The following is an 11,164-nucleotide window of genomic DNA, read 5'->3' as shown; positions in this document are numbered from 1 at the left end:
TCTGGATTGCCGAGCACGAAGACCCGGTGTTGAAAATCGATAATCAAAACGGAATGTCATCATCGAAATCCATTGGCGGCTGGCCTTGTGGCTGCCGTGGTGCCTCCAAAAATCCATTCGATTGTTGTCCTGAGTAGAGTTGAGCGTTTGTCTTGCGCTCGTCTTTATCTTTCAGATTTGCAACCATTTTATCGATAGTAGTGGCAGGTTTACCCTCTACTTTTTCAGCGATGGTTTGACGAGTATCGGGATAGAACGGAATACGAATATCCATACCGTAAGTGTCATCGCCGTTATTTTTCGTCCTGAGTATTTTTTGTAATACCAGTCCAACTCGTTTACCCGCGAATTCAGGGGCGATTACATGGCTGGTTGAAATCATATGACTGGTTACCTGACGAACTCCACAGCATCCCATGATGGCCTGCACCATGCTTTGACCAAATGAATTGACTGAACCGTCTTTTTTCTTGCAACAAATGCTCAGATAACTGACCTTTCGCCCGTCATCTGCCTCGCCAGAAAACTCAATAAATTCTGCGCCATGCTGACTCTTAGTTAGTTTTGCCTCACTAATGGTAAGGACATACGCACCACTTTCGTTGATAAAACCACTCTGTCCGACGGTCATGGCTGCTTCTTGGTCATAGGTGAAAATTATGTTATTCATGCAGTTACCTCATCTGTTGTGCGCGTTTCAATCCCGTAGTACTCACATATGGCGTCATCTACGGTTTTCAGGTCGTTTTCAATTTCTGAACTATCAAATAGCCCCATTGGTGATTTAACAGTGTCGAACCCGCTGTTTTGGGTGGTGAAAAGGTATTGTCCATCCCTGACCACGGTTTTTAGTACAATAGTGAACATCCCTTCTACCGTTATTTTCTCATCCAGCATCTTGCCGATGGTTTTCATCTTCACCTTACCCATCTGCGTCTCTTCCGTGTGTGACAGGAAATAAACCCGTAAATCATCCGGTGTTTTGCTGATAGCAGTGTTGATCACATTCCATGTGTGAGAGCCAATTTCAGTGAACTTATCGAAGGATTTTTCTTCTGAACGACGCATGAATTCGTTTGCCATCAAATATTGGAAATCATCGACAATAACTATCTTCTTACCGTAGTTAGCTGCACGTTCGATTGCCGCTATTATCTTTACCCATTGGTCGCAAACAAAAATTGATGTTTTGGGGTCTTTCTGATCCCACTGTTTCCATGCGTTTGAACGAAACGGCAACGGCTTCCTTACCGTCTGAATTAATAATGTTTCTTCCGGTTTGATATTGCGTAAGCTGGTACTTTTCCCTGTGCCAGACTCACCGAGTATGAGTGTTGCAGTTCCCATATTTAATCTCCTGTCCAGATACCACCTTGGCGGCGGTGAGGTGAGTCACCACGATAATGATCGTGCTCTTCACGGTGATGAGTTGCCCAATAATCCCGCCACGCCTGACGTTCTTGTTCGGCGCGTTGTTCTGCCATGTGAGGTGGTAGCGGGGGATTGAATGCGGCTCGGTAGTTGATATTCCATATTTGCTCTGCGGTAACGCGTTCCGTCATGGTCATTATTGCGGGGTGATGGCTGCCGGCTATGATGGCTGCGACCAATTCGTTGAGATATCGATCCCTCTCCGCTGGGTCTTTCGGCACGTAACATCCTGTTGAGCGCCGAGGATACCCGTTCATGTGAAATCTCCCGCGAAATCCATGTCACTGACTGGTAATCCCTCTCTACCCAATACCTCCCTTTGATGTACCAGTTCCCTGTGTTCAGCTACTTGCTCATCCGTGTATTTGCGTTTTTTCTGCTCCTCCTGAGCACCGGAGGGGTTACAGTCGAATCTCATAGCGCCTCCGTGATGACATATCCATGCTGTTCGAAATAATCTCTAACATCCCCAAATGTAATAGCTGTTTTACTGAGGATTTCATCTAATCCCCCATCTATTCGTTTAATGGTGTTATCAGAAAAAGTAAGAATTGTTGTTCCTGTTGAACTGGCATCACTTCCATATGATGAGCATAAAATTTGAATGCACATGATTACCTCCGTTAAACTGGAATAAATACAAATGATGAGATGATGAGTAGTGCGAGACGGCGCACATGGCAGCGCCGGTTCCTGATTGCCTGTGGTTTTGTGGGTATAACTGCGCACTCGTCGAACATGTTATTACGCATGTAACAGTCCCTCGTTAGTGAAAACGATTAATGATTTTCGAGTTTGGATTATTTAGAGGTTAGAGCGATAAGCGCTTTGGCGTGCAGTTCGGCGGATTCGCGGTCGAGGTGGATTAGGCCGCTGGATAATCTATATTTGTCCCATACATCCCCACTCCAGGTGCGGTCATCACAGACAAATTCGCCGTAACTGATATCAGGGTAATAGTATTCGGTACCGTTCTCCAACGCCTCCCTCACTGGTTCTGGAACGTCGTATTCCCCGATTTTGATAGTACGGGGTTTTAGGCGGTATTTAATGTTAGAATAAAAACCAATAGGAACCCGACATTTTTCCCAATATTTACTACCATCTACCGCGGTTGCTAAAACTTCAAAATGCTCCCACGGCCTATCCGTCTTCTGTGCTAATTTTGCGTATTCATTAATTAAATCGGCGTGTATATGTTTAGGCATTGTTATTCTCCAGTGACATAGCTCCGTCCTCTGGATAATCAGTACAATAAATTCCTAATTGCTCTATATAAATCCCACTGTCAACCTGAATTGCTAAATTATCGCCGATAGTAAATTCCTGCTCTAATTCCTCGTTAGTCATTTCACCATGAGGAATTCCAGCAAATTTACATACTGCTAATATTTGTTTACCTGTAAGTGTTATTCTATTCATCATTATTCTCCTTTCGGTGGTTCAGGCAATGGCATGTAATGTGTAATTTCTGATTTAGATAATTGCATACCTCCGCCGGGTTCTACATACCACGTATCAATCAGTTCATCACTGTCGATACTTCTAGTGACGCCACAGAATGTTGCTACTGAGTAGCGGGCTTCATTGATTAAATTTCGGTACAGTACTAAATATCTACCATATGAAGGCCTGTTATCACTGAGCTTAACCCACTCCATAAACCCTCCTGTTATCTTCTCACTCATTATCATTTTCCTATATTCAGGTAATAAAAAACCCCGCTTTGGCGAGGCTGGTGATTAATTTATAGCCTGCTTGTTTAGACTATTAAATACATCACGAAATATTGGGTATTCTTCTTTTGAAACCCTGCTTAAGTATCTATGCGAGATAGCTCCTGTCTTTTCATCAAGAACTATCCTTCCGCCTTTTACTCCATTAACAAAAAAGAACCTCGGGAACTTCCGCCACTGCGTTATGAGTCCTTCCTTAATTGCGTTTTCAATGTATGCGGGAAGAGTTACAGATTCAGATAATGCAATTTTGTTTTCTTCTCTCTCAATTGCGTCTTTGGTTTTTTGAATGCTTTCTTTCAAATTCCGCAACGAATCGTTTTGTTTTTCCCATTTATTAAGTGTTGCACGCCCGTTTCGCTTATCGTTGAGTGGTTGGCCGTTAGCTTGCTTGACTGTATCGAAGTGATTTTGAAGGCGCTCATTGAATAGCGCTTCTTTCTTTGTTAATGACGCTTTTAAAATTTCAAGGCGCTTACCCATCTCTATCTCCTATCGTGCCGTAATAAACTCACCACAGCCCACTCGGAAATGAGCTGGAGTTAGTTAACTTAGGACCGCTCGTCGCTATTCTTCGTTTTGTAGATAACCAGTTCCGTTGCAATGTGGACACTCTTCGATTGGTGCATGAATGACATCCATCAACTCTGATAAGAAATTATCGATCATCTCTTTTAATTCCCATTCATTGCTTGCAGAAAATTCTTTAATAGGTGTATAACCATTATAATTCCTCTGGTTATGCGTCATCTCATAAATAGTTATTTCTTTAGATGTTGCTGTTTTAAAATGTATTTTTCCTCTCTGTTTTTTTGTTCTGGCAAACATATCTCGGTAAGAGAAAGTACAAGGCTCAAGTAAAGGTATTATCTTTTTAACTTCAAAGCAGAAATCATAATCACTAGTTATTCTGGCAAGTTTTGGATTTATATTATCTTTAACATGCTGACGAACAAGATCATACATCTCTTTTGATGATATTTTACATGGACTGCTGGCTAATAATGGAGCAGGAACGATAATGCTATCTATAAGAGAGTGTTTGATATTTTGATTTATTACAGAATATTGTTGATCTGAGAAGTCATATTTCCTAACTGCTGGATAATTAAATTCTGGTGTTTCTCTGAAATTATCAACTTCACAAATCAAATTAAAATTAACATCAATAAGAACTAAGTAATCAGGTACAACGTCATAAGTTAGAGAATAAAGAGAATATAGCACATCTTCATCAAATACATTCCGTTCATCGTATGGAATTTCCAATGGTAATTTTGTGCTTTGAAGCTCTTTATCTTTCAATTTAAAACGTCTGTTTTGTTTTTCACCAGTGATTAGTGCCTCTACTTTTTCTGGATATGTTGGTATTTCAAACCAGTTTTTCGCAAATGTTTCTGTAGCTTTGTGCCCATCAAATAAAAGCTTATCAATTTGTGTATTATGATAGTCGAACGAATAGCCACTGGTTACATTGCAGTCGGTAATAAAGCACTTGCCAATGTTAGTTTTAATAATGCTTATCTGTAATGCTTTTTTATTTTCCATTTTCCTATCCTCTCGCCGTAACCCCGCCCGACTCCAATCTACGGCGGGGCTTGGTTTTGGTTGAATAAAGCGCTACGTCACTCATGCAGCAATTATCAAAACTGGGTGTTGGTTCTTGTTCGTCACCTTTAACTTGAACAATCAGATTGGCTATTACATTTGCGCCATCGTTTTGTGGCCTGCGTTTGAGCGTCAGCACCTTACGCGGCTCAGTTTCAACTCCAAACGCCTCATCAATGATATTTTCCAGAGCTTTTATTTCAGACTGACGAATATGTTCTTTTAAGCGGTGACTGGTTATCAAATTGCTACGTTCCAGATGGCGACGCATTTTGGAACTCAAACGACCGCTTTTAGGCAAAATAGTTATGTTTTCCATTTGATTACCCCTATTAGTAATTTTTGGGGCGCAGTTAATGAACTGGGGAGGCTGTTGAAATTTGTACAACTCTAAATGAGTTACGCAAATTTTCCAGACTCACTGCGTCTATCCTTAGACTTCGCTAACCACGCCCCAAAAATCACTTTGGGTAGGGACTCTCCACACGGGCGGAGCATTCATTGTAGGTACTACTTAGATTTAACTTGGTATCGAATCATCCAGCTCTTCTTATGCCGCTGGCGGCTACTTCGTGGGCGTCCTGCCTGTTCGATGATTAGAATATACAGATAAAACTGTATTTTAGCAACAATTAAAACTGTATTTATAGTTACTTTTTTGTACATCATTGTATTTATAAGAATTTTTAATACAAAAAAACCCGCACTGGGCGGGTTAATAGGGGGCAGGGTAATAAAAAATTATCGTTTTCTACGGTAGATCCGATGTTCAACCATCGTTCCTATGATAGTGAGTTTTAATTTCTGGCTGTCCAAAATAGGATAATCGCTGTTTAGCGGTATCAATTCAAAGTGTTGGGTTCCGTCAATATTTATAGCTGTTGGTCTATATTTTTTAAATGTCGCCTCCTGTTCACAATTTGCTGCTACCACGAACTCCCCGGGATTAGGATAAATCTCTGGATCGATAACAACTATATCACCAGCTTTAAAGTCGGGTTCCATAGAGTCCCCGTCTATACGCAATGCAAAGGCACGCTCTGACCAATGCATATCAGTCATGATGTACTCTAAAGAGCCATCGCAGTCACTTATAGGGTTATTCCTAGCCAAACTTCCTGCCTGTACGTAACTTATTAATGGTATCTTACGAGTATTTACCTCGTTAAGAGGTTGGAAATTGTCACCTGTCATTAGCCATCCTGCATCACATTTCAGAGCTTTAGCTATGCCTATAATATTCCGTGGTTTCAGGGTCTTTCCGTCTTCAATACTAGCCCAAGACTGCTGACGAATGCCAGCAATCATAGCCGCCTCTGTTTGGGTTAAACCTAATTCAGCCCTTTTGGCTTTAACTCTACTTGCAAGACTCATTACTCTTCCCCTTATTAAAACGGGATTCTTACAGTAAAAACTGTATTTGACAAACAGGATGCTTTGTTATTAAATACAGATAAAACTGTACTAAGGAGACCGGCGAGGATGGAAACTATATCCCAGAGGCTAAAAGCTAGGCGATATGAGTTAAATATGACTCAAACTCAGTTAGCCGAATTGGTCGGGATGAAACAGCAATCAATTCAACAAATTGAAGCTGGAATTACTAAACGACCAAGATTCATTTTGGAGATATCTAAAGCCTTGGATTGCGATCCATTATGGCTTCAGTATGGTTCAAAATAATCAATCTCATTATTTATAAAATCACAATGAATGCCCCGCCCGTGTGGGGAGTCCCTATCAACCACCCTTTGGTAGGCTAAACATAACCACCCCGAAATTATCGGGTAGCCTCGCAAAGAGGGCTGGTTTAACTGGCCCAAAATTATCAGGGCAGTTTCTATCCCCATCTATAACCATCATCTATCTCAGGATAGCTGACGATTCTGTATTTTTATTAAACAAAACCTAATCGAAATTTCACTTTAGGAATTTTACGTACCTAATTACACCTTGGTGAAAGTCATAATCAAGGAATAAGAAAAATGAGCATGATTTTAATGGCTAAGGCCATGCAAATAAAGGTAGGAAGCACGGCAAGGAAGATGGTACTACTCAAGTTAGCTGATAACGCAAATGACAAAGGTGAATGCTTTCCTTCTTACCAGCATATAGCGGATCAGTGTGAAATGAGTCGGAAAACAGCTATCGGTCATATTGATGTTCTTTGCGAAATGGGACTGGTAACAAAAATCTATCGGAGTGGGGAAAAGGGAAATTCTTCGAATATTTATCGACTGAATTTAGATGGTGTAAAAATTACACCCCCTAGTGAAAATTCTGCCCTAGAGGGGGTGAAAAAATTACACCACCCTAGTGTAACTGTTACACCACCCCCTAGTGTAAAAATTACACCCAGAACCAGTCACTCTTTTGAACCAGTCAATGAACCTATTAAAACAATAGCGAAAGTCGCTAAAGCTCCTCGTGTGAGTACACATGCTTTCAGCGGAGAAATTATAAAACTCAATCAACGGGACTATGACAACTGGAAAAAGATTTTCCCTCACATTGATCTGGACACCCAACTGCAACGACTGGATATCGAATTTCAGGCTGAGAGACCGAAGAAATGGTTTATTACTGCCAGTCAGAAACTGAATTATCAGAATAGCCAGCAATCCAATCGCCATTCACCCCATGCGGGTAATCGCATTACTCAGCCAGTACGTACAGATCAATTCATTTCGGAGGATTTCTAATGAGCATGTCAACACTGGCTCGTTTTCATCGAATGATGCCTAAGCATATCAAACGCAAATTCACGAACGCTGAGGAACTCATGACATGGCATCGTGAGCAGGCCGAGATTGATTCAAAACGCATCACCGAAGAGAACCAGCTTTGCCGCCTGAATCGGATTATGGGTCGATCTGGTATCAGCCCATTACACCAGAATTGTACGTTTGATAACTACATCGCCACCACGCCTGAGCAGCAAAAGGCGCTGGCAAAGGCACGTCGGTATGCAGGGGATTTCGGTAACTCATTTGGCGGATTTATTTTCAGTGGTAACCCCGGTACGGGGAAAAATCACCTCGCGGCAGCCATTGGCAATCACATCATCCGGAATGGTAACAGCATCCTGATAGCTACTCTGCCTGATTTGATGATGCGAGTACGGGAGACCTACCAAAAAGACACGAAAATCAGTGAGTCAGCATTGGTTGATGATTTATGTGCTGTCGATTTGCTGGTGCTCGATGATGTCGGTGTACAGCGCAATAACCTGAATGAGGATTTAATCATTTTTCAGGTGGTGGATAGGCGCCTGGCAAATAAAAAACCTGTTGGTGTGCTAACAAATTTAGATATTGAGCAATTGACCACAGTTCTCGGTGAGCGGGTTATTGATCGCCTAAGAATGGGTACACCCACCGTCATTAATTTCAATTGGCAGAGTTACCGCCGCCAAGTCAAATAAACCCCACCATAAGGATTTTTGAAATGAGACTAACTGAATTACAACAGCAAATTCACCAGCAAAATGTTGACGCGGGTTGGTGGGATAATCCAAGAGAGCGAGGGACATTACTGTGTTTAATTCACTCAGAAATCAGCGAGGCAATGGAGGGTGAGCGTAAAAATTTGATGGACGACCATTTGCCTCATCGTCCGATGGCTGAGGTCGAATTGGCTGATGCAGTGATCCGAATTTTAGATTATGCAGAGGCATTTGGTTATGACATCGAGAGCGCGATTGCTGAAAAGTTAGCATACAACCGCAATCGGGCAGACCATAAACGAGAGAATCGCGCCAAGACTGGCGGTAAGGCATTTTAATGAAAATCAAAACAAGCGAACTGACTGGACGGGCGTTGGACTGGGCTGTGGCTAGGGTTGCTGGGTTGGACGTCATAATAACCCGTTTCGGCAACATGGTTGTTAGAGGGATGCCAGATTACTCACCATCAACCGACTGGGCGCAGTGCGGGCCGTTGATTGAGAAGTACGAAATGGATGTATGTCCAGTTATGGGAGGAAATTATTGTGCCGGGCTATCAATTATAGAAGGTGCGCTATGTCCTGATGATTATGTGAACATAGATATGCATGGACAAACACCACAAATCGCTATTTGCCGTGCTGTGGTCGCTGCACAATTAGGCGACGAGGTAGAGATACCGGATGAACTGGTGGAGGGAGCATGACAGACAAACTTAAACCGTGTCCGTTTTGTGGTGGTGAAAATTTAGGTGTTGATCATGAATATGATGAATCACATGAACCTTATGATTCGTGGGTAACTTGTTTTGGGTGTGATTCAACAGGCTCTATTTCTTATTACAATAAAAATAAAGATGATGCGGTAAATAATGCAATTGAATTATGGAATAAAAGAGAGAGGGTAGATGGAATGTAATTTCCTCTTCCATGAATCAACAAAAGAATTAGCCTGGAAACATCTCAAAGAAGTTCTCGCAACAAACCAACCTCACCGAATCATCATCAAACCGTGGAAAAACACCCGAACACTATCTCAGAACGCAACCCTGCATATGTGGTTTGGCGAGATTAGTTGTTTCCTGAAATCCAACGGGGCGAAATTCTCACCGGATGAAGTTAAGGACATGCTCAAGCACACATTTTTGGGCTATGAGGTTGTGGAGCGGATTGATGCCAGAACGCAGGAAGTTGAGCGTGTCAGGACACTACGCCAGACATCCAAATTGGATACTGGCGAGATGTTTCGATTCATGGAGCAAGTTGAACAGTGGGCTGCGGGTATTGGTTGTTTCGTGACAGTACCAGATGACAGCGAGTACATGAAACTCAAACAGGAGCAGAATCAGTGAGATACCTACTATTTCTCGGCTTTTGGACAGCATTCATGCTGATTATGGGGATAGCGTTAGGGGGATAAGGTGGCAAAGTTTCGACAACGGAAATGTAAAGAATGCGGCGAGCAGTATGAACCAGAGCGGCAATTACAAAATACCTGCTCAATCCAGTGTGCAATAGCCAGAGGTAGGAAGCAAGAGCAGAAAAAACGAGAGGAACTGGAACGACGACGAAAGAAAGATAATGAAATTAAGCAGAAGTTAGCCCGCGACAAACTCAAAGCCCGCAAGTTAGCAGTAAAGCCCCGCAGTTATTGGATTCAACAAGCCCAGCAATCAGTCAACGCCTATATCAGAGAGCGAGACCGAGATTTACCGTGTATCTCATGCGGTACGTTTGTTTCTGCTCAGTGGGATGCAGGGCATTATCGGACAACGTCAGCAGCACCTCAACTGAGATTTAACGAGAACAACATCCATCGCCAGTGCATTGTCTGTAATCAGCATAAATCGGGGAATCTGGTTCCGTACAGGGTGGAGCTAATCCGGCGTATCGGTCTGGCAGCAGTTGACGCCATTGAATCCAACCATGACCGCCACCGATGGACGATTGAGGAATGCAAGGCTATCAGGGATGAATATAAGAAAAAGCTCAAGGAGTTAAAAGCACAGGAGGCGGCATGACAATTGATGCATGGATTGCTATTGGCTCATGGTTACTTTTCACAACCGTCTATCTGCCGTGGCAAATATTGCGGCATAGAAAACGAATAAGGGCCATTAACGCAATCAGAAAAGGCGTAATCCTAATGAGGAAATATAAAGCGCTTAAGGGTCTAAGTCAGTGATATTAAAAAGCTTTTTAGAGGCGCAGGCTTACGCAAGGAAGCGGCGACTGTCAGAGGGAAAGCACTTTGCTATCCGGCAGCGTAAAGAGCGTTTGTATGTCACCCGATTATCTGACTGTAAGCGTCCGGCATGGTCAACACTGGATGATATTAGATTTGAGCGTTACGGGATCGTGCCACATCGAATTAAGAAATTAGAGCCGTCTGATACACCGTTAATTATTGGGTTATTGGCTTCTGGTCTTTCACAGAGGACAGTAGCCCATAAATTTGATGTCACGCGTGGAGCAATAAGACGATTAATCAACAGGGTAAAACAACAAGCAGTGGCGGGGATAAGATGAAATTAGAATCACTACCGAAGTATTTTTCACCCAAGAGCATTATGTTTAGTGACTCTCCAGCCGCAACAGCTACTGATGCATTCTCAATTACCGATGTTATGGCCTCGCTAGGATTGGCGTCCGCTCAGGCGAGGATGGGTATTGAGCTGTTTTTGGCGAAACAGGGTATCAATAAACCCGATGAAGCGGTGGAGAGTCTCTATCAATATGCACTGACACAAGCACACAAATACAGTGCCATCGCAAAACTCGATGAGGATATTAAGCGAAGCGTGCTGCAAATACTCGCAAATTATGCGTTTCAGGATTATGCGAGAAGTGCAGCCAGTAAAAAGCAGTGCTCTGATTGTGACGATGGGTTTATTGAAGCAGAGGTGTTTACTACAAAGACATATACACCGTGGATGGCAAGAAAT

The 11,164-nt window shown here is 42.6% G+C and carries 22 protein-coding genes; 10 read left to right on the top strand and 12 right to left on the bottom strand.

Translation table 11 applies throughout. The features are described from left to right. Positions 1 to 43 precede the first annotated feature (43 nt). From AAY47_RS13200 to AAY47_RS13150, 12 genes are all read right to left on the bottom strand, one after another. The gene (locus AAY47_RS13200; protein ID WP_047770610.1) at positions 44 to 670 is read right to left on the bottom strand and encodes a hypothetical protein; all 627 of its coding nucleotides are present in this window, start codon (positions 668 to 670) and stop codon (positions 44 to 46) included. Next, positions 667 to 1,347, bottom strand: coding sequence for an AAA family ATPase (locus AAY47_RS13195; protein ID WP_047770609.1), 681 nt, complete (start codon positions 1,345 to 1,347; stop codon positions 667 to 669). Before AAY47_RS13195 ends, AAY47_RS13200 begins: the two co-directional genes overlap by 4 nt. 2 nt (positions 1,348 to 1,349) lie before the next feature. Beyond that, on the bottom strand, positions 1,350 to 1,688 hold the full coding sequence (locus AAY47_RS13190) for a hypothetical protein (RefSeq protein WP_047770608.1): 339 nt from the start codon (positions 1,686 to 1,688) through the stop codon (positions 1,350 to 1,352). Further along, on the bottom strand, positions 1,685 to 1,849 hold the full coding sequence (locus AAY47_RS22260; RefSeq protein WP_167400587.1) for a hypothetical protein: 165 nt from the start codon (positions 1,847 to 1,849) through the stop codon (positions 1,685 to 1,687). Before AAY47_RS22260 ends, AAY47_RS13190 begins: the two co-directional genes overlap by 4 nt. Next, positions 1,846 to 2,043: a hypothetical protein gene (locus AAY47_RS13185; RefSeq protein ID WP_047770607.1), complete on the bottom strand. Its 198-nt coding sequence runs from the start codon at positions 2,041 to 2,043 to the stop codon at positions 1,846 to 1,848. The genes AAY47_RS22260 and AAY47_RS13185 overlap by 4 nt, the downstream gene beginning before the upstream one ends. A gap of 188 nt (positions 2,044 to 2,231) precedes the next feature. After that, positions 2,232 to 2,639 carry a hypothetical protein gene (locus AAY47_RS13180; protein WP_047770606.1) on the bottom strand — a complete coding sequence of 136 codons (408 nt, stop codon included), beginning with the start codon at positions 2,637 to 2,639 and terminating at the stop codon, positions 2,232 to 2,234. Then, positions 2,632 to 2,853 carry a hypothetical protein gene (locus AAY47_RS13175; RefSeq protein ID WP_047770605.1) on the bottom strand — a complete coding sequence of 74 codons (222 nt, stop codon included), beginning with the start codon at positions 2,851 to 2,853 and terminating at the stop codon, positions 2,632 to 2,634. Before AAY47_RS13175 ends, AAY47_RS13180 begins: the two co-directional genes overlap by 8 nt. A 2-nt stretch (positions 2,854 to 2,855) precedes the next feature. Next, positions 2,856 to 3,119: a DUF551 domain-containing protein gene (locus tag AAY47_RS13170; protein WP_160300201.1), complete on the bottom strand. Its 264-nt coding sequence runs from the start codon at positions 3,117 to 3,119 to the stop codon at positions 2,856 to 2,858. A 54-nt stretch (positions 3,120 to 3,173) separates the two neighbouring features. Beyond that, a complete protein-coding gene (locus AAY47_RS13165; protein WP_047770603.1) occupies positions 3,174 to 3,650 on the bottom strand; it encodes a hypothetical protein in 477 nt (158 codons plus the stop codon). An 84-nt stretch (positions 3,651 to 3,734) separates the two neighbouring features. Further along, complete coding sequence (locus AAY47_RS13160; protein ID WP_047770602.1) at positions 3,735 to 4,715, bottom strand: hypothetical protein; 981 nt, start codon at positions 4,713 to 4,715, stop codon at positions 3,735 to 3,737. Positions 4,716 to 4,719: 4 nt separating this feature from the next. Then, positions 4,720 to 5,094, bottom strand: coding sequence for a hypothetical protein (locus tag AAY47_RS13155; protein ID WP_047770601.1), 375 nt, complete (start codon positions 5,092 to 5,094; stop codon positions 4,720 to 4,722). A 422-nt stretch (positions 5,095 to 5,516) separates the two neighbouring features. Further along, entirely contained in the window at positions 5,517 to 6,149 is a 633-nt protein-coding gene (locus tag AAY47_RS13150) for a LexA family protein (RefSeq protein WP_047770600.1), read from the bottom strand. Between the two features lie 108 nt (positions 6,150 to 6,257). Here AAY47_RS13150 and AAY47_RS13145 point away from each other — a divergent pair, with 108 nt between their 5' ends. The 10 genes from AAY47_RS13145 to AAY47_RS13100 all read left to right on the top strand — a co-directional run. After that, positions 6,258 to 6,458 carry a helix-turn-helix domain-containing protein gene (locus tag AAY47_RS13145; protein WP_047770599.1) on the top strand — a complete coding sequence of 67 codons (201 nt, stop codon included), beginning with the start codon at positions 6,258 to 6,260 and terminating at the stop codon, positions 6,456 to 6,458. Positions 6,459 to 6,760: 302 nt separating this feature from the next. Continuing rightward, positions 6,761 to 7,477: a helix-turn-helix domain-containing protein gene (locus AAY47_RS20015; protein ID WP_053014282.1), complete on the top strand. Its 717-nt coding sequence runs from the start codon at positions 6,761 to 6,763 to the stop codon at positions 7,475 to 7,477. After that, positions 7,477 to 8,199: an ATP-binding protein gene (locus tag AAY47_RS13135; RefSeq protein WP_047770598.1), complete on the top strand. Its 723-nt coding sequence runs from the start codon at positions 7,477 to 7,479 to the stop codon at positions 8,197 to 8,199. Before AAY47_RS20015 ends, AAY47_RS13135 begins: the two co-directional genes overlap by 1 nt. Before the next feature lie 23 nt (positions 8,200 to 8,222). Next, positions 8,223 to 8,558 carry a hypothetical protein gene (locus AAY47_RS13130; protein WP_047770597.1) on the top strand — a complete coding sequence of 112 codons (336 nt, stop codon included), beginning with the start codon at positions 8,223 to 8,225 and terminating at the stop codon, positions 8,556 to 8,558. After that, positions 8,558 to 8,926 carry a phage protein NinX family protein gene (locus tag AAY47_RS13125; RefSeq protein ID WP_047770596.1) on the top strand — a complete coding sequence of 123 codons (369 nt, stop codon included), beginning with the start codon at positions 8,558 to 8,560 and terminating at the stop codon, positions 8,924 to 8,926. The genes AAY47_RS13130 and AAY47_RS13125 overlap by 1 nt, the downstream gene beginning before the upstream one ends. Then, positions 8,923 to 9,138, top strand: a complete 216-nt coding sequence (locus AAY47_RS13120; RefSeq protein WP_047770595.1) for a Lar family restriction alleviation protein — start codon at positions 8,923 to 8,925, stop codon at positions 9,136 to 9,138. Before AAY47_RS13125 ends, AAY47_RS13120 begins: the two co-directional genes overlap by 4 nt. Continuing rightward, entirely contained in the window at positions 9,128 to 9,571 is a 444-nt protein-coding gene (locus AAY47_RS13115; RefSeq protein ID WP_047770594.1) for a YbcN family protein, read from the top strand. The genes AAY47_RS13120 and AAY47_RS13115 overlap by 11 nt, the downstream gene beginning before the upstream one ends. Positions 9,572 to 9,640: 69 nt before the next feature. Continuing rightward, on the top strand, positions 9,641 to 10,240 hold the full coding sequence (locus AAY47_RS13110; RefSeq protein WP_047770593.1) for a recombination protein NinG: 600 nt from the start codon (positions 9,641 to 9,643) through the stop codon (positions 10,238 to 10,240). Positions 10,241 to 10,400: 160 nt separating this feature from the next. Beyond that, positions 10,401 to 10,748, top strand: a complete 348-nt coding sequence (locus AAY47_RS13105) for a hypothetical protein (RefSeq protein ID WP_047770590.1) — start codon at positions 10,401 to 10,403, stop codon at positions 10,746 to 10,748. Beyond that, on the top strand, positions 10,745 to 11,164 hold a 420-nt coding region (locus AAY47_RS13100; RefSeq protein WP_047770588.1), incomplete at its 3' end, for an antitermination protein. The genes AAY47_RS13105 and AAY47_RS13100, both read left to right, overlap by 4 nt.

The organism is Xenorhabdus griffiniae, assembly GCF_001028135.1.
Taxonomy (GTDB): Bacteria; Pseudomonadota; Gammaproteobacteria; order Enterobacterales; family Enterobacteriaceae; genus Xenorhabdus; species Xenorhabdus bakwenae.
Note: the sequence above shows the minus strand (reverse complement) of the source record. Positions and strands in the feature narration are given on the sequence as shown.